The sequence below is a fragment of the Anaerobiospirillum sp. NML120448 genome (assembly GCF_023050945.1).
Classification (GTDB): domain Bacteria; phylum Pseudomonadota; class Gammaproteobacteria; order Enterobacterales; family Succinivibrionaceae; genus Anaerobiospirillum.
Genome location: NZ_JALKIM010000005.1, coordinates 1 through 25,280, shown reverse-complemented (window position 1 = coordinate 25,280; position 25,280 = coordinate 1). Strand labels below are relative to the sequence as shown.

General features: G+C 40.0%; 12 protein-coding genes. 6 read left to right on the top strand and 6 right to left on the bottom strand.

The genetic code is table 11. The features are described 5' to 3' along the window. Positions 1-6: 6 nt before the first annotated feature. The 3 genes from aspS to MXE38_RS01700 form a co-directional block, all read right to left on the bottom strand. Entirely contained in the window at positions 7-1,770 is a 1,764-nt protein-coding gene (gene aspS / locus MXE38_RS01710) for an aspartate--tRNA ligase (RefSeq protein WP_246910552.1), read from the bottom strand. Positions 1,771-1,916: 146 nt separating this feature from the next. Further along, a complete protein-coding gene (locus tag MXE38_RS01705) occupies positions 1,917-2,162 on the bottom strand; it encodes a zinc ribbon domain-containing protein (RefSeq protein WP_246910469.1) in 246 nt (81 codons plus the stop codon). A 408-nt stretch (positions 2,163-2,570) separates the two neighbouring features. Next, the gene (locus tag MXE38_RS01700; RefSeq protein WP_246910467.1) at positions 2,571-4,253 is read right to left on the bottom strand and encodes a flagellar hook protein FlgE; all 1,683 of its coding nucleotides are present in this window, start codon (positions 4,251-4,253) and stop codon (positions 2,571-2,573) included. Between the two features lie 916 nt (positions 4,254-5,169). Here MXE38_RS01700 and MXE38_RS01695 point away from each other — a divergent pair. Then, positions 5,170-5,796, top strand: coding sequence for a hypothetical protein (locus MXE38_RS01695; RefSeq protein WP_246910464.1), 627 nt, complete (start codon positions 5,170-5,172; stop codon positions 5,794-5,796). Between the two features lie 2,156 nt (positions 5,797-7,952). Continuing rightward, a complete protein-coding gene (gene glpQ, locus MXE38_RS01690; protein WP_246910462.1) occupies positions 7,953-9,050 on the top strand; it encodes a glycerophosphodiester phosphodiesterase in 1,098 nt (365 codons plus the stop codon). Between the two features lie 341 nt (positions 9,051-9,391). On the opposite strand, the gene MXE38_RS01685 is transcribed toward glpQ, so the two are convergent. Both MXE38_RS01685 and rdgC read right to left on the bottom strand, forming a co-directional pair. Continuing rightward, positions 9,392-10,909, bottom strand: coding sequence for a U32 family peptidase C-terminal domain-containing protein (locus MXE38_RS01685; protein ID WP_246910460.1), 1,518 nt, complete (start codon positions 10,907-10,909; stop codon positions 9,392-9,394). Between the two features lie 777 nt (positions 10,910-11,686). After that, on the bottom strand, positions 11,687-12,616 hold the full coding sequence (gene rdgC / locus MXE38_RS01680; RefSeq protein ID WP_246910457.1) for a recombination-associated protein RdgC: 930 nt from the start codon (positions 12,614-12,616) through the stop codon (positions 11,687-11,689). Positions 12,617-13,812: 1,196 nt separating this feature from the next. Here rdgC and gyrA point away from each other — a divergent pair. The 4 genes from gyrA to MXE38_RS01660 all read left to right on the top strand — a co-directional run bounded on the left by gyrA (position 13,813) and on the right by MXE38_RS01660 (position 24,152). Continuing rightward, a complete protein-coding gene (gene gyrA, locus MXE38_RS01675; protein WP_246910455.1) occupies positions 13,813-16,926 on the top strand; it encodes a DNA topoisomerase (ATP-hydrolyzing) subunit A in 3,114 nt (1,037 codons plus the stop codon). Between the two features lie 1,309 nt (positions 16,927-18,235). Then, complete coding sequence (gene serC / locus MXE38_RS01670; protein ID WP_246910453.1) at positions 18,236-19,327, top strand: 3-phosphoserine/phosphohydroxythreonine transaminase; 1,092 nt, start codon at positions 18,236-18,238, stop codon at positions 19,325-19,327. 515 nt (positions 19,328-19,842) lie between these two features. Further along, positions 19,843-22,818 (top strand): AMP-binding protein, encoded by a 2,976-nt coding sequence (locus MXE38_RS01665; RefSeq protein ID WP_246910450.1) that lies wholly within the window; start codon positions 19,843-19,845, stop codon positions 22,816-22,818. Positions 22,819-23,354: 536 nt separating this feature from the next. Continuing rightward, positions 23,355-24,152 (top strand): ADP-ribosylglycohydrolase family protein, encoded by a 798-nt coding sequence (locus MXE38_RS01660; protein ID WP_246910448.1) that lies wholly within the window; start codon positions 23,355-23,357, stop codon positions 24,150-24,152. A 140-nt stretch (positions 24,153-24,292) separates the two neighbouring features. Here MXE38_RS01660 and MXE38_RS01655 read toward each other — a convergent pair whose 3' ends face one another. Further along, a complete protein-coding gene (locus MXE38_RS01655) occupies positions 24,293-25,165 on the bottom strand; it encodes a hypothetical protein (RefSeq protein ID WP_246910446.1) in 873 nt (290 codons plus the stop codon). Between the last annotated feature and the right edge of the window lie 115 nt (positions 25,166-25,280).

Below are 25,280 nucleotides of genomic sequence, written 5' to 3'. Positions count from 1 at the left end.
CCTAAATTACTTTTCGATATCAGTTACTGCAATTGCAAGTTCGGTTAAAGCTGCCTCAGAGGCTAAGTTTGGAGCCTCAGTCATTAAGCAAGAAGCAGCAGTGGTCTTAGGGAAAGCAATAACGTCACGAATGTTCTCAGTGTGAGTGAGTAACATAGTTAGACGATCAAGACCAAAAGCTAAACCAGCATGAGGAGGTGCACCAAATGATAAAGCATCTAATAAGAAGCCGAACTTCTCACGAGCCTCTTCATCGCTGATACCTAATACCTTAAATACAGCCTTTTGCATCTCATCAGAGTGGATACGTACAGAACCACCACCAACTTCATAGCCGTTAATTACCATGTCGTAAGCATCAGCAAATACGTTCATTGGATCATTAATTAACTGCTCTGGAGTTACGTTAGCTGGAGCGGTAAATGGGTGGTGCATTGCAGTTAAGCCAGCTTCCTCTGTCATTTCGAACATTGGGAAGTTAACTACCCATAAAGCCTTGAAGCCTGGGTTAATTAAATTGTGATCACGTGCGCTTTGGCAACGTAAGGCACCCATAAAGGTCTGGCACTTAACAGTCTTGCCACAACCAATAAATACGATGTCGCCATCCTTAGCACCGCACTCATTAACCATAGCTAATAAGTGCTCTGGGGTTACGTGCTTAGCAATAGAGGATTGTAAGCCTTCTGCACCCTTGGCAAGCTCGTTAACCTTAATATAGATAAGACCAGAGGCACCTAACTTCTTAACGTAGTCGGTGTAGCCATCAATGTTCTTACGGGTTAAAGAAGCACCGCCTGGAAGAGCAAAGCCTACTACCTTTGAGCCTTCATCGTTAGCAGACTCAGAAAGTACCTTAAACTCGCTATCCTTAACTAAATTGTCTAAGGTGTGGAGTTCAAAATCGATACGTAAATCAGGCTTATCAGAACCAAAGCGCTCCATGGCCTCAGTCCAAGTTAATACTGGGAAAGTGCCTAAATCAACATTTTCCTCACGCTTGAATAAGCCTACCATCATTTCTTCCATAACATCACGTACGTCTTGTGATGACATAAAGGAAGTTTCGATATCGATCTGGGTAAACTCTGGCTGACGGTCAGCACGTAAGTCCTCATCACGGAAGCACTTAGTGATCTGGTAGTAACGATCAAAACCAGCAATCATTAACAATTGCTTAAACAACTGTGGTGACTGTGGTAATGCGTAGAACTTGCCATGGTGAATACGGGATGGAACTAAGTAGTCACGAGCACCTTCTGGAGTGGCCTTGGTGAGCATTGGAGTCTCAACATCAATAAAGCCGTTATCATCTAAGAAGGAGCGTACAAAACGGGTAATGCTGTGACGCTTGGTAAAGTTCTTAACCATCTCAGGACGACGTAAATCTAAGTAGCGATAACGTAAACGCTGCTCTTCAGTGTTGTCCTGATTGAAGTCTAAAGGTAAAACAGCAGACTTATTTAAAATCTCTAAAGAGCTGGCATAAACTTCAATAGCACCGCTCTTCATATTAGAGTTTACTTGGCTGTCTGGACGCTTTCTAACAGTACCAACTACCTTAATACAAAACTCATTACGTAAGGTGGCAGCCAACTCGTGCACATCCTTTACATCAGGCTCAAATACAACCTGTACTAAACCTGTTCTATCGCGTAAATCGATAAAGATCAGTCCACCTAAATCACGGCGCTTGTTGACCCAGCCGCATAGGGTAATGGTCTGACCATCTTCATTCAGACCAACTTGATCACAGTAATGTGAACGCATTGACATAAAAATCGCCTTTGACTATTAATGTTTAAACAAAAATGTCTAGCCTTACGGCTTAAGTATAAGAGAGCTAAAACTAAATAACTTTTAATCAGATAGCAAAGAAAAGCTAACTAAAAAAAGAAATTAATCGTTCGCTAAAGCTAGTTTGATGCGTTTGGACAAGAGGCACAAGGACTCTTGCTTGCAGAACAACTATCGTTCTTAAAAGGACTCTTAGAATTACCAAACACACCCACACCCTTTAAATCGCAATTGGAGGCACTAATTAATTTTACTAAGGTCTCTTGTTTGCACTCAGGGCAAGTGGTTAAAGCAGGGGCGCTCATAGACTGTAGCTTAGTTAATGAGTGACCACAGTTTGAGCAACGATACTCGTAAAAAGGCATGGTTAACCTAAAAACAATTCCATACTAGTAAATACTAGAATGGCTAAATTTATAACATAATTACAATAGCAAAATAGCTACTTATCCTTTGGTTGTAGCAAACTAACTTTAGCCTATACAACCTTATTAAGCCCTCAATTATAGCTTTTTTAGCTTTTTATGACTACCTACAAATTAATAGCAGGCAAAAAATGCACTAAGAGCCATCTAATATAGCCATTAAAAACTACTAAAAACTTATAATCTCTCATAGAAGTCGCTCTATTTAAAGGTCTGTAATTAGCTAAATATAAATTTTGATTATTGGGATGGTGTCTGGAGGGAAAGCTTTATTTTTCTTCTGAACAAAATAAAAGCCGAGCTTGTGGCTCGGCTTTAGTGGAGTATTTTAATCGGTTAAGTTAGAGACTAACGAATGTTAAGGATGCTATCCATTACAGTGTTGTTAGTCTGGAGTGACTGAGCATTTGCTTGGTAGTTACGCTGTGCGGTAATAAGCTCAACCAACTCAGAAGTTAAATCTACGTTTGAAAGCTCTAAGTTAGAACCCTTAATGGAACCAGCAGAGCCAGTATTTGCCTCTTTGGCAATAGCCTCACCAGAGCTAATGGATTGCTTCCACTGAGTGTCACCAATCTTTGATAAGCCTTGGGTGTTGGCAAAGTCTGCCATAGCAACCTTACCAATCTGGAGTAAACGGCCATTTGAGTATTCACACTGAATTACGCCGTTCTCATCAACAGACATACCAGTCAAGATACCAGTTGCATAACCATCATTGGTAGGTGCACCAGTTACCTGGAAGTTAGATGAACCATACTGGGTTGCAGTGAATGAAATATGTACGCTCTGTAAAGGATCTACACCCTGACCAATTGAGGTGTGTAAGGAACCATTACCCTTGAATAAAGGCTTCTTATCTGGATTTGTTTTGGTGTCAATTTCAAAGGTTAAATCATAGTAATCTGTTTTACCTAAAGAGCCGCCAGCATTGTTTGCAGCACCGTTAACACCAAAAAGTTTTTCACGTAAGCTGTTTGTTAATCCAGAAGCGCCAGGAGCTGGATTTGCTACTGTTGGGTTAACAAGCTCAATCTTGCTTGGAACTTGTGACTTAAACTCACCATTTGGCTCAAAAGTAACTTGGAAGCCAAAGAAGTTAGCGCCAGATACTGAAGAATTACCATTAGGTACAGTCATTACAACAGGGTTTTCATTACCTTGTTGGGCAACGTCAACAGGCTGGCCATCAACAAATGGAATGACATTCCATACAGTGTTGTTTGAGCCAGCAGACTCAGGGCCCATCTTAATCATGTAATAGGTTAAAGTGTGTGCACCACCTAAAGAGTCATGAATGGTCTGAGAAGTTGAAGCGTGGTAAGTGCTTGAGTCTTTTGGATCAAAGTTTACAAAGTATTGCTTATATTGATCTGCTGTTAATGGAGTTTGTGGGTTTTGAACTACAGCACCCTTACCATCACGAACAATGCCATATTGAATCTTGTCAGCAGTTAAATCTGTAGCATTAAGAACTTTCCAAGGATCTTCACCTACAGTAGGAACCTTATAAGCTTCTTTATCAGCTGGTAAGTTTACACCAATACCGATATTGGTAGACATCTGTGGAGCGCCAGTGTCGGATGGAAGCTGGAGCTTCTTGGTGCCGTTGAGGTCTAAGGAAGTGGCAGTACCATCGGTGTTTACGTCCCAACCTTGGAGGTAATCACCAGTAGCAGTTACGATGTAGCCTTCCTTATCTAATTGGAATGCACCATTACGAGTAAAGGAGAGGGAATCACTATCGTTGCCCTTGAGAACAAAGAAGCCATTACCTTGAATAGCCATGTCCAATGGATTACCAGTATCGCCTGATAAGGAACCTTGGGTGAACTGCTGTGATACTACGGTATTAACCACACCCATACCAGAGGCAGTCTTAGAATTTGAGTAAATGCTGTTTGCATAAACGTCAGCAAATTCAGCACGTGACTTCTTGAAGCCATACGAATTAGTATTGGCAATATTATTTGAGGTTACATCAATGTGCTTCTGAGAGTTCTTGATGCCGCTTACTGAAATACCGAACATGACTTAATACTCCAAAATAATTAAGACAAACTAGCTAACTAACTCTATTCTTTTCTTTATAACTAAATTAGAAAGCCAAAACCTTCTCTCCTGAGCTAGTTTGTTATGTCTAAGATAAAGCAACCTGCGTGCCATGTTTTATAAATAATCATTTTTTATTTTGCTAAATATAAATAACAATGGCGTAATTACAGGGGTTTAGGCCTAGTTTTACACATTGTTTTTACAATTAAAGTAGATAGCAGTTAGTATCAAGTCATATTTGTTTACATACAAATTTAACCATTTTGTCTCTTTAGGTATATGGTAAAAGCGTGCTCTTTGCCCATAGGGCGGCAAAAGCACCAAATTGCGGCAAAGTTTTGATAATTATCTATCTTAAGAATAATACCTTACCCAAATATAAAGGCACTACATAGGGGGACAATATAAGCAATCTGACTGTTAAGGAACAGAAGTAGTGATTGCAATAGGGATATACAGTTGGGCTTCTCATTAGTTCATGATTACTGTAGGGATAAATAAAAAAACGGCTACTGCCAGTAGCAAAAATACTGTTAAGGTACAGAAGTAGTGATTGCGATATGGATATACAGTTGGGCTTCTCATTAGTTCATGATTACTGTAGGGATAAATAAAAGAACGGCTACTGCCAGTAGCAAAAATACTGTTAAGGTACAGAAGTAGTGATTGCAAAAGCAATATATAGTTGAGCCTATTATTAGTTAATGAGCACAGTATGGCTAAATAAAAGAGAGTCTACTGCTAGTGGCAAGTTGGCTTCGTTAGGGGGAGTGAGTTTGGGATGGTAGATAGATTTTGCTTTTGGGTTAGGGCTTAATATTAAAGGGCTTGTACTGTGATGCTGGTATAATGTGGCACATAGAATACACAAATTAGATTTTAGGTAGCAACGATGGGCCAGAAAAGTCGCAATAAGAAGTTAAAGAAACAGCAAAATGCTTTAGGGGCTAATGCAGTTAATGTAAATTCACAATCGGGTCAGACTAATCCTATTGAGCAGTCTTTTGCCATGCTTAAGTCTGAGGCTCTATCTGTGGATATGCAGATTCAGGACTTGTTAAAACGTATTGGGGATTTTCGTGATCTTTTGCCAAAAGACATGGACAATCCAGATCAATGTATGCCTTTTGATCTCAATGCAATGAACGAGGATTTAAAGAAGCAACAAACTCATTGGTATCAGGCTTATGAGGACTACAGTTCCTTTGTGCTTTCTTTAAAAGATAATGCGCAACAGTATTTTACTCAGGCTCTCTTATCAAGAAGCTTGTTAAATGAGCTTAAGAAAGCTCGTGAGGCTTTAGCTCAATACGAGTTTAGAGTTAACCACTATCGCAATGAGATTGAAACCTTTATTAAGATTTTTGCTACTAAAGAAAGCTTAGAGCGCTATATTAATATTGGCCAGACTAATTTGGATAAGCTTCAAGAGGGCGATGTTTCTAATGAGCGCCGTGAGGCTTTAGAGGGTATGCTCAATAAGGTTAAGCATATTAAGTCTTTAATCTATCAGGACTAATGTTTCTTAAGTTTTTAGCTAAAAATGATGGCTAAAATCATTTAAACTTTGAGCAAACTTGGGATTTTGAATATAAACAGTTGATTTGATTGAAAATCACAGTAGATTATTAATAATTCATTCGTAGAAATGTTTAGAAAAATTTAGTTTTACTGACGATAAAGGTTCGGGATATGCCTCTAAGTTGGTTTAATGTAGTTTAGCTAAATATTTTTACTAGAGGCTTTATAACGTAAATTTCCTCTAAACCGGTAACAAGTGCAACCTGATTTAGAGGAAATATTCGAATAAGATGATATCGCTACATAATAGTAGCTAAAGGAGAAATTTATATAAATATAGCTTTATATTTTCCAACTTAGCATACTATGCTGCGCATATCTTTACTCATGTTTCTCTCAATAAATATGCCCCATATAAACTACGTACAAATTGTTACCATTTTGTACATTTATTTCATAATATTTTTATGATATTTTTTAATATGAAAATCAAAAAAGATTTGGCATATTTATGCCAAATTTTCGTGATATAATTTAAAAATTATATTAATTTTTTAATATCAGCTGTTACCCTTTTAAAGGAAGCTTACGTATAAATGTGTCGTGGGTTGAATAATAGTTGCTCGGTTTTGGCTTGCGACACTATAGCCTTGTATAGATTAATAAAAAGAAGCGCTTCTGTTTAGAGCGCTTTTTTCATTTCTAAGCCCTGTAAAAGTTCTTGTATACCTACCATCAATGGGCCTAGCTTATCCTTCTATTAGTGTGCTTTATGGTGTTTTGATATAAATTGGTCGTAGGTGGCCATGATGGCAACTGATATTTGTTAGTTGTTAGTTGATAATTACTAAGGCAATAAGCAGATGAGCGGGCGAGTTACAGGTTTTATGAGCTTGTACAGGCAGATGAGTCTTGCCTTGGCAGATGTGTTGGGTGGTGTGGCAAAGAGCGGCAAGAACATAGCCTTTGGATAGTAAATGGTGAGGGTAATCATGGCGGAGCGGGCGTGATAATAGAGGCTGCTAACAAAAGTGTAGTGGCTCAATTGAGCTAGTCTTGATGTGAGGATAAACATATGTGCTTGCTAAGGCTCATGGCCGTGTTTGGGCAGAAAACAAATTTTTGTGGCTTTGGGTTTGTGTGGTGTGGTGGTTGATGCTGGGACAGAAGTGCCGATTTGCTACAGAAAATCAATCTTAGTCAATATGATTGTGTTTATTTTGGGGATGGGAAGATGGGGCTTGTGTCTGATCTGAGTGGTGGCTGGAAATGGTGTAAGCAATAGGTTTAAGGGAAATGTAGGGTAAATGGTAATAATATTATTAAGTGGCTTTGATAGAGGTGCCATATCATACTTTTGTTAAAAAGCGATAAGTGCTGTCATACAAGTAGTTTATGGCTTAAGAATCATATTTACATGGGGTTTGTATAAAAATTATAGCTAGATAGATCATTCTAAAAGAGCAAACTATTTGCTCAAGTTGTGATCTGCAACAAGTTTTTAACGATATTTTGATGTGTATTTGACAATGCCTGTCTACAATGATTTTCACTTTGAGCTTGCGTCTCATTGCTGAAAAAAAGCTTAATACTAATAACTTTAGTTATTGTTGGCAGACTGGTATTTAGCTTTTGTTAAGTCTTGATATTTGAGCTTTTAGTTTCTTTGTTTTGTTTGTTGCATAACGGTTAATTTAGAAGGTTGAATTTTTTCTTAAATTACAGCTACTGCTGATAGCTGTAATAGTCGAACATAAGGCTAATCATAATGCTAAGTGTGCTATTCCTTAATGCAATGGTTTGCAATTATGTCTGATTAAGTTGTTACAACCCATCTTGGCTTTGTCCGCCTAACTTGGGTGTTGTAGATTATTAGTTTTCCTGATTTCTTTGTTGTTTTTTAAGTTTGCATCGCTATTTATCTTTACGCTGTTCAAAGTTTATTTGGTTTACCAATAATTTTGGTGGCAGAAAGTGCTGCTTATTGTGCTAACAGGAAAACTAAGTGCTTATGTTTAATACCTAAGCGCTATTGTTGTTGCTGAAAAATTTTTACCAAGGAAAAGTTCCATCTTTTGGTTGTTTGAAGATTGGATATGGCCGCTAAATTATGCTGAGCAATGCATTATTTATCCACCTTTAGGGTTGTTGATTATGAAGTTTGTAAAGACTGCTTTATACGCAGCTGTGATGGCTGCAACTGTTATGGGTTCTAGCGCTATGTTAAACAGTGCCTACGCAGGTGATATCCAAGATAAGATCATTGTTGCTCATCGTGGTGCTTCTGCTTACTTACCAGAGCACACTTTAGAGTCTAAGGCTTTAGCCTACAACATGGGTGTTGCCTATTTAGAGCAAGATCTTGCTATGACTAAGGATAATCGCTTAGTTGTAGTTCATGATCACTTCTTAGATCGTGTTACTGACGTTGCTGACAAATTCCCAAAGCGTGCCCGTAAGGATGGTCGTTATTACGTAATCGACTTTACCTTAGACGAGATCAAGACCTTAAACTTCACTGAGGGTTTTGAGATCGTAAATGGCAAGCGTGTTCAGGGCTACAAGAACCGTTTCCCTATGTTTACCTCTGTCTTTAAGATCCATACCTTAGAAGAGGAAATTGAGTTCATTCAGGGCTTAAATAAGACTATGGGTAAGGACATTGGTCTTTATGTTGAGACCAAGGCTCCATGGTTCCACAAGCAAGAAGGTAAAGATATTTCTAAGGCTACTTTAGAAGTATTAAAGAAGTATGGTTACACCTCTAAAGACTCCAACGTAATTTTCCAAACCTTCGACTATCCTGATCTTAAGTATGTTAAGACCGAGTTAATGCCTAAGATGGGTATCGACTTAAAGACTGTTGTGCTTTTAGCTGAGAACTCATGGAATGAGACTTATGAGCTTAAGGATGGCAAGTGGGTGCCATATGACTTTGACTACTTAATGGATCCAAAGAACATGAAGGAAGTTGCTAAGTATGCAACTGGCATGGGCCCATCCTTAGACATGGTTATTGATGGCAAGAAGTCCAAGAAGGGCGCTATTGTAGTAACCGATCTAGTAAAGAATGCTCACGCTAATGGCATGATGGTTCACCCATACACCATTCGTGCTGATAAGTTACCTGCATACTGCAACAATGTAGATGAGCTCTTCAAGGCTATCTTAATTGATGCTGATTCTGACGGTGTATTTACTGACTTCCCTGATTTAGGTTCTGCTTTCTTACAAAAGAATGGCAAGAAGTAAGATTTACTAACAATCTTAAGACAAGTTTCTGCTCAAAAGATGAGTAAAGCTCTAACTTAGTAGTTAACTTACACATCTAAAATCACTTAAAGGGTCAAATTTAGCTTAGGCTAGATTTGGCCCTTGTTCATTTTTGTACTGAGTGGTGTTTTAAAGTTACTGGTTGTGAATGAGTTTGATTTGGGCTGTGAGTAAGAGACTCTCCATTACTAGGATGGAGCCAAAATTAGTGGGGCAAGCTTTTTTGTTTACTGGTATGAAAAAAGGCTGCTAACTTTAAGGCTTGAGGGCATTAAAGAGAGCAACCTTTTTTAGGGAATTATAAAAACCTTGCTATCGTGCTAGCTATCGTCTCTTAAGAGTACAGCGGTACGAAGGTCTAAAGTGCTTGAGCAGGCTAAAGATACGTAGTAACCATCGCCTGGGGCAACAGTGGTTGGGTTGTCCTTTTTGTCAAGCATGGTGGAGCCATCAAGAGAAATTGGGCCTTGAGGGGTATAAATCATAAGCTTAGAGGTAGACTCAAAGCGATTCTTTACCTTGATATAAATACGGCCATTTTCTTGGCGTTCAATTTGACCAACTACTTGCCACATGCCTGGGCTTGGAGCATTGGTCTCATAATCTTGCATCTCATTTGGCTTATTGGTTGGCTCTAACATAGCAGTGGTATAGCCACGAGCTGGGATAGAGTTAACAATAGTCCAAGATTCTTGTGGAATAGACTCACCTTGAGCTAAAGCATCAACAGCTAAGCGGTAAGCACGAGCAATACCACCAGCGTAGAAAGGAGAGCGAGAACGGCCTTCAATCTTAAGGCTATCAATACCAATTTCCATAAGGCGCTTTACCACAGATAAAGCACAGAGATCTTTGGAGTTCATGAGGTAAGAACCGTGCTCATCCTCCTCCATAGGCATCCACTCGCCTTGACGACGTGAGGTTTCCTCAATTTCGGTACATAGGGCTGGACTATCACGTAAATCTAATGGATTAATACGCTCAGTAGTAGAGGCATCCTCAAGATGTAAGTCCTTAATACGATAATTCCAACGGCAAGAATTATTGCAAGCACCCACATTGGCATCACGACGAGCGAGCATACCAGAAATTAAGCAACGACCAGAAACAGCAATACATAGTGCGCCATGGATAAAGACCTCTAATTCCATGTCTGGGCACTCATTGCGAATCATTTCAATTTCATTTAAGGAAAGCTCACGGGCTAAAATGCAGCGCTTTACGCCTAATTTTTGCCAGAACTTTACAGTACCTGGGTTTACAGTATTAGCCTGAACACTTAAGTGAACAGGAATTTCTGGATGACGCTCTAAGGCCTGATCAATTAAGCCAGGGTCTGCCATAATAAAGGCATCTGGCTTTAAGGCTGCAACTTCATCTAAAGCAGGGGTAAAGGCACCACTACGACGTACGTGAGGAATAACATTTAATACTGCAAAGAATTTCTTGCCTAAAGAATGGGCATAGTTAATACCTTGCTCAAAGTCATCACGAGTAAAGCCATTGCCACGAACACGTAAAGACCAACGAGGAATACCTGCATATACGGCATCAGCACCGTAATCGCATGCCATATAAAGATGTTGTAAGGAGCCAGCAGGGGCTAAAATCTCAGGCTTTTTAAGCAGAATCTTGCCACTGCCATTATCACCAATTACACCTAAGCCAGAGGCCTTCTTAGCTACTTTAGTGTCATTTAAGGCACCATTTTTAGTAGCTGACTCTAAATAGCTTTCCTCTTCAAAGGCATTGCTAGAGCAGCCGCAAGAGCTACCACAAGAGCAGCCTGACATAAGAGTTTGATGAGATAAATGGGTATTTGGTCTAATCTTAATCATAACCAGTAAAAAACCGATAAAAAAAGCATTAGCCACGCACCCACAAAGACAAGCGCGTAGCACCTAAAAGCTTAGCAGTTAGATCTAGTTTAACTGCCGCCTGAAAATCTTAATAATAGTATCACTTTGTAAAAGACTTGGCCTAAATAAGAGCCAAACTTACTGAGGATGCTTATTAAAAAGCGCTCTATTGTACAAAAAAATTAAACCAAAACGGTATTAGTGCAACGCTTATTTTTAGCGTTTAAGGGCCAAATTGCTATTTTTACCACCAAAAGTGCTTTTAGAGCAGATAAAGATTAGTGATTATTTTGCCAAGCTAAAAGCCCAATAGGTTTGATACCTAAGCATCATATTGTGAGGGCAAGCTGATAGGCTTTTGGCATGCTGACTGGCTGGCATAGGCAAGCAGACAGACAAACTGGCAGGCTAGTGGTTAAATTGAAATCTCATTGCACAAATACCACTAATCCAATTAGCCAGTAAAATTGTCGAAAAGCACAAAACAATTAGCTAATTAAGTTACCTCTTTGGTTCGTTAGTAGGTAATGGTTTTTCACTTTAATCGCTAGTTGGTAGGCTGGTAGATAGACATGTTGGCTGGTAGGAATGAAGGTAGTTATATAGGTAATTAGTTAGATCGATCGTTAGATAGGTGGGGGGTTATGATGGTAGGGATATTTGTGAGCCTTAAAGAGGCTTGATGAAATTAAAGGATAGCAAGCAACTTGCTATCCTTTAATTATGAGCTGGAGCTAATAATAGTTAGCTAATTGGTTAGTTGGTTACGCAGTCAAAAGCCTTCATAACTTTGTCAAAAATGGCGGTTAAAACGTCACTTTCAACTAGCATATAGCTTTGCATATCAGCAATCTTATCATCAGTCTTTTGAGGTAAGGAGCGCTCTAAGTACTGGTCATCTAAGGTAATGCGCTTAATGGCTAATTCACTGGTAATAACAAATTGAGCATTGTCTACGAAGTCTAATTGAACCTCGGTTACACGCTTGCCAGCCTCAATGTGAGAGTTAATTTCCTTACAGGTTAAGTCTTCTTTAGAGGCACGTACGGTAGCACCAGTATCATCAGTGCTCTTAAGTACGCAATCATAGCCTAGCTTAAAGTCTTGTGGGAGATCGCCTTTGGCAATGAAAGAAGTTAAACGATCTTCAACTACACAACGTGGCTGGAGTGGCTTGGCTGGGAAAGAGCCATGCAAAGCCTTTCTTAATACAGTAATAGCACTCTCAGCACGCTTAGCTGAGGTTGCTGATACGCCAACAAAGCCATAAAGAGAGTTAACCCAAACAAAGAGCTCACGACGAGTAACAAAAGCTTGAGCCATCATCTTATTGGTAAGAGCTAACTTAAGAGCCTGCTTTTCGTCTTTCTTTAAAGCACGATTAAGCTCGTTTTCCTTTCTATCAACCTCATCTAAAAAGGCCTCTTTAATGATAGTGCTTGGTAAGAGCTTATTTTCTTCGACAAATCTAAAGAAGTGATTATGGTTGCTGCTAAAAGTAAAGGCATCAGTATGACGACCAAATAAAGGAGCAAAGCCACAAGTGGACATTTCTTGCTCCATAGTTTTTCTAAACTTACAAGAGGCAATGCACTCCTCTAATAAGGTTTCGTTAGCAAAAATGTTTTTTAGCTCGCTATTATTTGAAAGATCAACTGTATATAAACGCAAATTCTTAAATGACATGGCTCTTTCCTTGATGGTGTGCAAAACAACCAAATAAAGCTTTTAACAGTTTTATTTTTTCGTGGGCAAAAGTGTACCAAGAAACCAAACTACAATCATTATTAAGTACAAAATATATTACCAAACTAAGGGGCAAACCCCTTAAATAGGCCAATTACATAGAAGTATAAGCCCATTGAGAGGCAATGGCACAACTAAGGGATTTAAAAAGTTATCCAGCCTCTAACAGCTAAGGTACCAAGTGATAAGACACCAAGGACTAAAGTGCCAAGGGGCAAGTGCAAAAGCGGTATGAATTTGCGTTGGTAGGTTGATGTGTTTGTTTGCATGCTTGCTGTAAAGAGGATAAGCCTATTGGCTTTTACTGCTGCTAAGCAAGGCCTTGTTTACTCTTAATCGCCATGGTGTATATGGTTGAGCATATTATTATTATTCTGCTATTAGCATTAACAGTGAATATGCTAAGCGCTAAAACTGTACTTGTGGTAGGTGGTGGTGAAGTGACTTGGGGGAAAAATCTGAGGAGGGCCGCTTAAAAAAGAGAGAAAAAGCGATCTTAGAAAGATGAAAAGTGAAAAAACTAAGTAATATGGCAAATTTAGCGTAATTAGGGCTTTTAATGTGGGGGTGTACTTAGTTAGCTTTAGATGCTTAAAAATTGAGAAAATGAGCCAATTGTGCTAAAATGTGATCTTGGATAAGTTCTAGAAAACTTCATCTATTCTACTGTCTTTTTAGTATCTCTAGCAGTTAAAAGCTCCAAAAACTATTTGTTAACCACAACAAAGAGATAATATGAGTTTTTCTGCCTCATACAAGCGCATTAATAGTCTTTTTTAGGCTGATTCTAAGCGCAGTTCCTGCCCATTGTATGGACTTGAGTTAGCATGTAAGGTTTTGCCTTGCAGGCGCTTGTGTTGTCTTTTGGTACTGAAAAGCAGGGTAATGCTTAACCTTGAGTGCAAGGCTACTTACCTTAGCTAAACAGTATAGCTGTACTATATGAAAAGCCATGATATATGCCTTTGTATCCCATATTAAGGGGAGGCAATATTTATGGCAAATACAGCTTTATATTTTAGCGGTTTTATCTAAGGTAAGTAGAAAGCATAGCTAAGTATTAGTTTGAACTTCAGGTAGTTGATAAGTTCAATTACTTGGGTTGGTGTTTTTCCGATTAATGCAAGGTACATTTCATGGTCGATAAGAACCACGATAATCAAGAAGAGCTGGCAGCGTTAGCTAATATTGATGAGACTGAGTTACCAAAAGATGATGATCAACAAACTGAAAATGGTGATTATCAAAGCTCTACAGTAGATAGCTCTTCTCCTAGCGTCAAACTTGAAGATGAGTTAAAGCAATCCTTTATCGATTATGCCATGAGTGTAATTGTGGATCGTGCTTTACCTGATGTGCGTGATGGTCTTAAGCCTGTACACCGTCGTGTCCTATTTGACATGTACGATCTTAAGATTTGGCACAACGGCCCTACTAAAAAGTCAGCCCGTGTGGTAGGTGACGTTATCGGTCGTTTCCACCCTCATGGTGATGCTGCTGTATATGAGACTATTGTACGTATGGCCCAGTGGTGGTCTATGCGTGCTCCATTAATTTTTGGTCAAGGTAACTTTGGTAATCTAGACGGTGATGGCGCTGCTGCTATGCGTTATACCGAAGTTCGTATGACCAAAATTGCTGAGATGATGCTTCAAGACATCGATAAGGAAACAGTTAATACTTATCCTAACTACGATGGTAATGAGCAAATCCCAGAAGTTTTACCAACACGTTATCCTAACTTATTGGTAAATGGTTCAGCAGGTATTGCTGTGGGTATGGCTACCAACATCCCACCTCACAATTTAGCTGAGGTAATTGATGGTACCTTGGCCATGCTCGATAACCCAAATATTACCCTTGATGAGTTAATGTCCTATATTCCAGGACCTGACTTCCCAACTGGTGGTTTAATTGTTAAATCTCCAGACATTCGTCGTGCTTATGAAACAGGTCGTGGCCGTTGCGTGATTCGCTCCCGTACTCATATTGAAACAGACAAGCAAGGTCGTACTACTATTTATGTAGACGAGATTCCTTACATGGTTAATAAGAGCACCATTGTTAAGGAAATTGCAGACTTAGTACGTGAGAAAAAGATTGAGGGTATTGCTGAGGTTAATGACCTTTCCGATAAGGACAATCAGGTACGCATTGCTATTGATCTTAAGCGTGATGCCTATGAAGAGGCCGTGCTCTGTAACTTATTCCAGCACACCTCAATGCAAAGCTCCTTCTCATTCAATGTGATTGCCTTAGTAAACAATAGACCAAAGCAATTATCATTAATCGAGATCTTACAAGAGTTCTTAAAGTTCCGCCGTGAGGTGGTAACTCGTCGTACCGTTTATTTATTACGTCAAGACCGTCGCAAGGCTTTCTTAGATGAGGGCTTAATTGTAGCTAAGAGCAATATTCAAAAGATTATTGATATTGTTACTAATGCTGACAACTCCGAGGATGCACGCTTAAAGCTTATGGCTCAAAGCTGGGATGGCACTTTAGTGTCCACCATTATGGAGTACGATGAGCGTGGCGTTAATATTTGCTTACCTATAGGCATTGAAGAGGGCCGTGGTTTAATTGAAGGCAAGTATCATTTATCTGATGCTCAGGCCCGTGCTATCTTAGCATTACAATTAAATCGCTTGACTCATTTAGCTACTGAAGAAATTCAAGCTGATTACAAGGCTTTACAGCAGAACATCCATAATTACTTAGAGATTCTCAATAGCACTGAGCGTATGAACTCAGTAATTAGAGAGGAATTGTTAGAGGCTCGTAATACCTTTAAGGATCCTCGCCGCTCTAACTTTATTATGGTTGAGGGTAGCATTTCTCGTGCAGATTTAATTAATCGCCAGGCCGTATTAATTACCTTATCTCAAGAAGGCTACATTAAGTACCAAGATTTATCCTTATATGAGGCTAATAATCGTGGTGCTGCTGGCAAGGGTGCTGCTAAGCTTAAGGAAGAAGACTTTATTGTAACTACCTCAGTATGTAACAGCCATGATAGCGTAATGTGCTTTACTAACTTAGGTCGTTGCTTCATTACTAAAGTATATGATCTTCCAACTTCTAACAATAAGAGCTGGCGTGGCCGTCCAATTCAAAACCTCTTTACTTTAGAGGATGGTGAATCAGTACGTCGTATCTTACCTATTAGTGAAGAGCTCTTAGAGCAATTAAATGCTCAAAAGGACGACGCTGAGATTGCTTATATCGTCTTTGCTACTGCTAAGGGTGGCGTTAAGAAGGTTGCCTTAAGTCAATTTAAGAGCCACTTAAAGCGTTGTAACAACAATGGTATCAAGTCTATTACTCTTGAAGAGGGGGATGAGTTGATTGCTGTTGAAATCACCCATGGTGAGGATGATGTGCTCTTATTTGCTAGCAACGGACGTATGATGCGCTTTAGCGAGTACGTTAACACTGGTGATGAACAAGATGATAGCTCCAATGCTGAATCTGAGGAATTACCAGATACTAGCGATAACTCCACAGAAAACGAAAGCGAAAGCGAAAATGGCGATGAGGATGAGAGCTTAAGTGAGGCAGATCGTATTGCCCGTGAGCTTGATGGCATTAGCCGTTATCTTGCTACTCGTAATACTGCTAAGGGTGCAGGTATTCGTGCTCGTGGCCGTACTGCTGGTACTAATCGTGGTATCAAGCTTATGCCAGGTGCACAGTTAGCTGCCATGATCGTAGTTCCTGCAGATCACCTTGCTGATGAAAAGCTTAACTATGTAATGATTACTGAATCTGGTATTGGTAAGCGTGGCCGCTTAATTTCCTTACCTGGTAAGTTACGTCGTGGTGGTTTAGGTAACTTTGCTTGCTCTGCCAGCGCCCGCTCTGAGCGTGTAGTTGGTGTAATTAGCGCCCACGAAGATAGTGATTACTTAGTATTCTCTAATAATGGCAGCGTATTACGCTCTCGTGTATCTGATTTAACCGCCCGCTCCCGTGGCGCTGGTTATTTAAAGATTAAGCGTACTATGGAAGGCGAATCTATTGTTGGTATTCAAGAAATTTGCCCTGAGGTAGTAGCTGCTATCAATGAATCAGCTTTAGCTCGTGCTGCTGAAAAGCGCCGTGTAGCTGAAGGTCTAGAAGGCTTAACTGGTGAGGGTTCAGAGGACATTTTAGATAATGGCCATGAGACTGCTCCAGTTGAGGATAGCTCCCTTGATATGGAAATCAAAGAGCCTCAAGACAGCACTAATGATCAAGATGAAATCTAAGATAATTGAGCCATAAGCTCATCTAACTTAGACCAAAAAAGCCAAGCCAAGCTTCACTAAAGCCCAGCTTGGCTTTTTTAATTTCTATCCTCCCAGCGCCCAGCCCACAGTGCTCAGCGCCCAGCACCCAAGTTCCAGCCCCTAAGTCCCAAAATTTGCAAACCGCCCATCAGTCCATAAGTCCAACCAACAATCCCAAACTTATCCTTTACCTCTTTAGTAGCACTATGCCAGCTATTTGAGCTTGCCTGCCATAGCCATACTTTCATACCCACTAGATTAGTACCATGGCCAAGATAAAGGCTCACAGCATCATAGTTTCCAGCTTTAAAAGCCAGCCCTTGCTTGTTTTTACTACTGCTAATGCTACTACTGCCGCTAATACAACGATTATGGCTGCCAACTGAGCCTATAAAAGTTTCATACCTGTATACACTTTAAGCAAGTTCCACAGCTCAGGCTAAAGGCTACAGGATAAAAGCCCTTGAAAGGCTACACCTTGCTTGTTTTGTACTACTGCTAATGCTACTACTGCTGCTAAGACAACGATTAGGGCTGAAAACTGAGCCTCTAACAGCCCCATACCTGTATACCCTTTAAGCAAGTTCCACAGCTCAGGGTAAAGGCTACAGGATAAAAGCCCTTAAAGGTTAAACCTTGCTTGTTTTGTACTACTGCTAATGCTACTACTGCTGCTAATACAACGATTAGGGCTGCCAACTTAGCCTCTAAGAGCTACATACCTGTATGCCCTTTAAACAAGTTCCGCAGCTCAGGCTAAAGGCTACAGGATAAAAGCCCTTAAAGGCTACACCTTGCTTGTTTTGTGTAAATGCTACTATTACCACTACTGCTAATACAATGATTAGGGCGGCCAACTGAGCCTCTAACAGCTCCATACCTGTATGCCTTTTAAGTTTGTACTAGTACTGTTACTGATTTTGTTCTTGCATGGTGCCAGTAGGTGGATAGCACCAGTTTGGCAGTTTATGCTTGCTTGCTTGCGTTTTTGCAGGCAGGGGTTGAGAATGTTTGCGCTCTTACTTGTATTTTCGCTGATGCTCTATCTTGCTCTTGCACTTGCTCTTTCGCTGGTGCTGGCATTTTCACTTGTGCTGGTACTTGCAAGGGTTGAGAGTTTGATGGGGCAAGTTTGATAATTTGGTTTATGATTAATAGTAGGGAGGTCGCACTTTCTTAGTGCTATTTAGGAGGGCGATTGCTTAAATTTGGTATATGTTGTCCCAAATTGCACAATAAAGGGTATGATCTAAGCTGTGATGTTTGATTTTTTTTGAGGTGATTTTTCATGAGAGCATGGAATTATAGCGCTGGCCCAAGCATGATCCCAACTGAGGTTATGGCTAAAGCTCAAGCAGAGTTCTGTGATTTTAATGGTATGGGATTAGGTGTGGTTGAGATGTCTCACCGCTGGCCTGAGTACATGAAGGTTGCCTATGATGCTGAGGCATTATTGCGCAAGATCATGAATATCCCTGAGAATTACGCTGTGCTATTTGAGCAAGGCGGTGGTCGTGGTCAATTTGCTGCTATTCCATTAAATCTTCTTCCAGAGGATGGCTTTGCTGATTACTTTGTAACAGGTCACTGGTCTTCTTGTGCAGAAAAGGAGTGTGCCGAGCGTTACGGTAAGACTGTACGTCACGAGTGCTTCCATAAGAATGAAGATGGCCAGTATGTGGTTGACTTTTCACAAATGAAGGTAACTGAGGGTGCCACTTATGCTTATATCTGTCTTAATGAGACAGTAAATGGTATTGAGGTATTTGACTTACCTGATACTGGTGATGTGCCTTTAATTGCTGATATGTCATCCAACATTTTAACCAGACCAATTGATGTTACTAAGTTTGGTGCTATTATTTTTGGTGCTCAAAAGAATATTGCTCCAGCTGGTCTTACTGTTACTATCGTACGTCGTGATTTATTAGGCAAGGCTCGTAAGTACTGCCCATCTATTTTAGATTGGTCTGTTTTAGATAAGTACGAGAGCATGTATAACACCCCTAATAGCTTTGCTTGGTACATGGCTGGCTTAGCCTTTGAGTGGATTGAGGGCTTAGGTGGTGTTCAGGAGCTTGAGCGTCGCAATATTGCTAAGAGCGATATGCTTTATGACTATATTGATAGCTCTGACTTCTATAAGTGCCAAGTAGCAAAGAGCGATCGTTCTCGTGTTAACTGTGTATTTAACCTCAATAACGAAGAGCTCAATCAAGAGTTCTTAGCTGAGGCTAAGAAGCGCAACTTATTAGGCTTAAAGGGCCACAAGGTATTAGGTGGTATGCGTGCCAGCCTTTACAATGCTATGCCTATTGAGGGCGCTGAGGTGCTTGTTAAGTTCTTAAAGGAATTTGCTCAATCTCATGGCGGCAAATAAAATTAACCAATAGTTCTTAAAGATACTATTTGATAGGCCTGATGGTGATAAGCTGTCAGGCCTTATTTTTTAATTAATGTCAATTAATTAGAGAAAATGGTGTGTGTTTTTTTGCTTTTTTGCTCTGTTTGTGAACGAATGATCACAATTTTAGAGCACTAGGGCGCTTTTAGTCTGCGCTAAGAACAAAAGATTGTTAAAATTAAAATTAAAATCACAATGCTTAGTATCAATTTAGTGCTAGCACCAGTAGGTATAGGCACTAGAAGTATTAAGTAATATCTGACTAAGACAACAAACATATTAATGAGCTCTAAGAGCAGGTGGTTAGTTTGTTGGCAGCGTAATAGTGTCACAACCTATGCATTAACTTTACAATCATAGATTTCTAGTATGAATATAGTAATATACAGGTGTATATTAGCTTTGTAGGTTTATGTTAATTCACTTTGGGTTCTTTGAGCTGCTGGTCTAAGAGCCTTTTTCTAGTTTTTTGATATTTTGCGAGGTGCACCATGAGCAATCAGAGTCATGAGGCTACAAGTAGTAGTAAGCATGATCACATCCTCAAGGATGACGGTGTTCCACCCCAAGATATGAGTGAAACTAATAATATTCGTGTCTATAATCTTGATGGCCATAGAGTTGATTATGATATTGAGCATCAAGACCATGAGGCTCAAGAGGCTGTTTTAACTGGCATTGAAGCTACCAAAGCGGCACACGAAGCTGCTGTTTTAGGCGCTATAGATCGCCGCTGTGCTCGTGGTCGTTTAAGCAATTGCACCGATTGCCCTTTGGATATTGATCCTAAGCATTGCTCCAATAGTCCTTTTTATGTGGGTTCGGGTAAAAAGAGTAGTTGTGGTTGTGGTAGCAACTGCGATTGTTCAGTAAACCCTCAGGCAAAGCCTGGTGAGAGCTTCTATGGACGTGCTGCAAAGGCTAGTGAGGCTCAGTACATTGATCCTAATGGTGACTATTACAAGCCATGGCTAGCAAGTTACCCTCAAGGCGTACCTGAGTTTGTTGATACCCACGAATTTGAAAATTTAGTGGAGTTGTTTGATAGCTCTGTTGCTAAGTTTAGCTCCAATATTGCCTTTGTGAATATGGGCTCAGAGCTTAGCTTTAAGCAGGTAGGTGAGTACGCTTCTTATTTTGCAGCTTATTTACAAGTGAAATTAGGTCTCAAACAAGGCGATAAAATTGCCATTATGATGCCTAATATCATGCAATTTCCTATTGCCTTCTTTGGTGCTTTAAAGGCAGGTTTAACTGTCATTAATATTAACCCTCTTTATACTCCAAGAGAGTTGCGCAATCAGCTTGAAAACTCTGATGCTACCTCCATTGTGGTCATTGCCAACTATGCAGATAGTTTAGAGCAGATTATTGATGAGACCTTAGTTAAAAATATCATTTTAACCCAGGTAGGTGATGCCTTTAATGATTGGTTTGGTCTTAAGCGTTTAGTAATCAATACCGCAGTGCGCCTTAAGGGCATGGTGCCAAAATTAGATGAGAGTAAATTCCCTTTTAGTACTTCGTTTACTAATGCTCTTCAAGAAGGCAAAACTTTAATATCACAATTTAAAGCTCCTAAGATTGCCTACAATGATATTGCCTTATTGCAATATACAGGTGGTACTACAGGCAAGTCCAAAGGTGCCATGCTCTCTCATGGCAATATTCTGTCTAATATTGCCCAGGCCTATGGTATGTATGGTCAAGTATTGAAAATTGGTCAGGAGACTATTTTAACAGTTATCCCTCTGTACCATATTTTTGCGCTGACCGTAAACCTAGTGCTGTTTACCTATTTGGGCTCTAAGAACTTATTAATTACTGATCCTCGTAATCTTAAATCTTTTGCTAAGGACTTAAAGAACCATCCTGAAATTACGGCCATGACAGGTGTTAACACCCTGTTTAATCTCTTTATCCATCATGAGGAATTTACTTCTTTGAAGTGGGAACACTTGCACTTGGTAGTAGGCGGCGGTGCTGCGGTGCAATCAGGTGTAGAGCAACGCTTCTTTGAAAAGACAGGCTTCCACATTCTTGAGGGTTATGGCCTTACTGAGTGTTCACCATTGTGCTCAGTATGTCCATTTACTGTAGATCACTATACTGGCTCTATAGGTTTAGTAGTGCCATCTACTATTGCTCGTATTGTCGATAGTGAGGGCAATGAAATTCGTAATATGGAGCAAGAGGGTGAGCTTGAGATTAAAGGCCCTCAAGTAATGCACGGCTATTACAAGTGCGATAAGCATAATGATTTCATTTTTGATGATGGCTTTGTGCGTACAGGTGATATTGCTAAGTGGATGGAAGGTGGCTATATCAAGCTTATTGACCGTTTAAAGGATATGATCTTGGTATCAGGCTTTAATGTCTTCCCTAATGAGATTGAGGATATTGTTTCACGCTTTAATCGTGTAATGGAATGTGCTGTTATTGGCATTCCAAGCGATAGTACTGGCGAGGCGGTTAAGCTCTATGTAGTTAAAAAAGATCCTAGCCTTACTGCTCAAGAAATTAAGCAATATTGCCGTGCCTATTTAACTCCTTATAAAGTGCCACGTGTTATTCAATTTGTTGATAGTTTACCTAAGTCACCTTTAGGTAAAGTGTTACGTCGTAAATTGCGTGATATGGAGGGTCCAGAGCCACTTACTGCTGAACAACAATTAGAAAAGATTAAGCGCCAAGAGCAAGAGCATTTGGCTCAGCTCAAAGCTCAACAAGAGCTTATGCAAGCTTATGCCCAAGATCAGGCTAACTCTAAACAAGAGCAAGCTACAGCAGCTCTTATTGATAATAATGCACTACCAACAGAAGGTAAAACTCATATCTTTGCTAAGGGATTTGGTTATATTCATAGTAAGGGTAAAGACAAAGAGCAACAGAGTACTCAAACTCATGATGTACATGACAATAGTGCTATGTTAAATGCAGTTATTCATGCTTTTAGCTCTCATACTGCCTCAGGTACTACCCATAAGACTAATTATCGCTTATACGAGAGTACTCTTGAGTCACAAAAACAAAGAGGTAGTAGTGCTTATGTAATACGCACTGGTGAAAATACCAATCAGCACCATGCTGATTATGGTGTTACCACCAATGCTAATCTGGCAGCTGATAACTCCAGCGGCAAGCTTAGTCAGGAGCAATGGCAGCGCTTGGAAAATGCTCTGCATGCCTATCATGTTGACTCAGAGCAAGACAATGCTAGCGGCGAGAGTACATCAGAAAAAGAGCAAGAGTCTCAAACTGACAGCGTGGTTAAAAACATGCCAAAAAGCAAGGGTGCCCTTGCTTTGGAGCGCTTGTTATCTTCTCATGGTATTGATGATTTGGGGGCTGCTACTACCACTCCAAATATTCACCGTAAAGAGCAAAAGTCTAATCTGGTAACAGGCCCAGAATCATCTCGTATCCATGTGGGCAAGGCCGCTCACGACAACAAGCTTGACCATTAAGTTAAAGCCCCACTAATTACCAATCGCCAGCAGCTGCAACACAAAAGCAGCTGCTGCATTGCAGCTAATATGCCTCTGCTCTGCTTTTTACTTGCTATGCTATGCCATGTACAGTACAACAAATCTAAGTAAGTTGGTCAGTACCACAGCCTTAGCTGTAGCTGTATTTATCCCAGCAAAAACGCACAAGCACAGCATAGCTTTGCTGTGTAGGGCCTCTCTTATCAGGGCTCAAAATCACAGTATATTCGCTCAAACTAGGATGGCCCTTATAAGGTAGAGTATAAGTGCTTAGGCAGTGCAGTACACTGCAGTGCAAAGTAGAGCAGTGTAGTGCATTGTATGGCCTAGCAAACTGGGGTGTTCTCTGGTATGGCTACTATAGTCATAGCGTCATAGCAAAGCTGCTGCAAAGCTTGCCTAGGAGCGATAAAACAAGAATTATTTAGGACTGTATACCATGGTATGCAGTAGTTTGCTAGGCAAGGGTCTCTGGAATTTAGTATTGGTTTTATTTAGCTTGAGAGGAGAGAGGGATGATAGGTGCAATTATTGGCGATATCGTAGGTTCAAGATTCGAGTTTAACAATTATCGGCATAAAGATTTTGAACTCTTTACTGAGGACTGTAGTTTTACTGATGACTCTATTATGTCATTGGCTGTAGCTAAGGCATTGCTCAGTGCTAAGAGTGATTATAGTGACTTAAGTGAATGCGCTGTACATTATATGCAACTCATTGGTCGTCCTTACCCTAACTCAGGCTATGGCGGTAGGTTCTATCATTGGATGTATAGCGATAATCCTCAGCCTTACAATAGCTTTGGTAATGGCTCTGCTATGAGAGTTAGTGCCTGTGGCTATGTTGGCAATAGCATTGAAGAGGTGATTGCTCTTAGTGATGCTGTCAGCAAGGTATCACATAATCATATAGAGGGATTAAAAGGTGCTCAAGCTACTGCAGTGGCTGTTTATTTAGCTCGCACTGGCTCAAGTTTGGAGCAAATTAAAGATTATATAGTAAAGCATTACTATGCTATCGACTTTACTATCGATGAAATTAGAGACACTTATCAGTTTAATGAAACCTGCCAAGACACAGTGCCGCAGGCGCTAGAGGCTTTCTTTGAGTCTGAAAATTTTGAAGATGCTTTGCGTATTGCCATTTCTGTAGGTGGAGATAGCGACACCTTAGCCGCCATAACTTGTGCTGTTGCTGAGGCCTATTACGGTGTGCCTAATAGTATTCGCACTCAAGCTCTAAGCTATTTGGATGAACAGATGCTCTCCCTCTTACAAGAGTTTGAAAGCCATTATCCAGGCAAACAAGCCTAAGTAAGCTGGCTAGCCTGCTATCAGGACAGCTACTAGCATCATGCTGTCTGGCGGCCTCAAAAAAACACTTTTAAAGAGCACGTACTAAGAGCAACTTAAGTACGTGCTTTTTTGCTTTTAGGAGCCAGGCTTAGCTAAGCCTATTGTTGGTCGTGTATAAGCACGTTAATAAGGCTTTGTTGCTCTTCTAAGGACAGTGCATCTTTTTTGCTTAAAGGTACGCCTGCTTTGGTTTCAAGCTCACCATAATTTGCTATGACATCATATTTGATGGTCTTAGAAGACATATTATTAAAGAGCTGTTTGGCACAAGTAATTTTGGCATCCTCAATAGCTCTTAAACCTTTTTTGCTAGAATCACCTTTAGTTTCTGCAATAAAATTCACGTACTGAACCTCTCCCTCTGCAAAGCAAATGGCCCAATCAGGAGTATATTTGCCTACAGGGGTAGGAATGTAAAAGGAGCGAGGTAATTTAGCATAGACTAAAATCTCTTCATGAGATTCGAGCTCTTTTAAAAGATCCTTTTCCACATCACTATCGGTAAACACTTGATCAACCACGCTTTTGGTAAGCTTGTTGTGCTGATCTTCTGGTTTACGATTGATGTTAGTGGTAAAGAAAATCTCATCAGCAAATTTGCCTTCAATTTCATGATAGGAAATATTGTCTTTAATCAATAAGGACTTCTCGTCAGTAATAAGACGAATGCACTCTTGAATGAACTCCTCAGGATTATGTTTGAAGTAATCAAACTTATAAGGCTGAATTTTGCTTAAAATTTGGGCAATAGTATTGCGAGTTAGCATGGTTTCTTGGGCTATTTTGCCTAAGAGATCATAGCGTACCCCACTGCTAACAGTTTGGCTCATAAAACTGCTCTCGTGCTTAACTTGCTCAAAGGTGTCCTTATTTTGGTAGTCCTCATAAGATAGAGCAGTTTTTTGCTTACTTTTGGTAAGCTGATAAAGCTTAGTAGAGACAAAAAGATTCTCATTAATTAGAAATTCCAAGATTCTAATACGTATATACTGTAAACCACTTATAAATGCGGTACAATATACGTACCATAATGATACGTATAGTTGATATGAATAAAAGAACCTCAAATTGGGATTACTCAAGCAT

Excerpts from the sequence above, each read along its gene's own strand:
- aspS (WP_246910552.1), bottom strand. The coding sequence starts at position 1,770 with ATGCGTTCACATTACTGTGATCAAGTTGGTCTGAATGAAGATGGTCAG.
- MXE38_RS01705 (WP_246910469.1), bottom strand. The coding sequence starts at position 2,162 with ATGCCTTTTTACGAGTATCGTTGCTCAAACTGTGGTCACTCATTAACT.
- MXE38_RS01700 (WP_246910467.1), bottom strand. The coding sequence starts at position 4,253 with ATGTTCGGTATTTCAGTAAGCGGCATCAAGAACTCTCAGAAGCACATT.
- MXE38_RS01695 (WP_246910464.1), top strand. The coding sequence starts at position 5,170 with ATGGGCCAGAAAAGTCGCAATAAGAAGTTAAAGAAACAGCAAAATGCT.
- glpQ (WP_246910462.1), top strand. The coding sequence starts at position 7,953 with ATGAAGTTTGTAAAGACTGCTTTATACGCAGCTGTGATGGCTGCAACT.
- MXE38_RS01685 (WP_246910460.1), bottom strand. The coding sequence starts at position 10,909 with ATGATTAAGATTAGACCAAATACCCATTTATCTCATCAAACTCTTATG.
- rdgC (WP_246910457.1), bottom strand. The coding sequence starts at position 12,616 with ATGTCATTTAAGAATTTGCGTTTATATACAGTTGATCTTTCAAATAAT.
- gyrA (WP_246910455.1), top strand. The coding sequence starts at position 13,813 with ATGGTCGATAAGAACCACGATAATCAAGAAGAGCTGGCAGCGTTAGCT.
- serC (WP_246910453.1), top strand. The coding sequence starts at position 18,236 with ATGAGAGCATGGAATTATAGCGCTGGCCCAAGCATGATCCCAACTGAG.
- MXE38_RS01665 (WP_246910450.1), top strand. The coding sequence starts at position 19,843 with ATGAGCAATCAGAGTCATGAGGCTACAAGTAGTAGTAAGCATGATCAC.
- MXE38_RS01660 (WP_246910448.1), top strand. The coding sequence starts at position 23,355 with ATGATAGGTGCAATTATTGGCGATATCGTAGGTTCAAGATTCGAGTTT.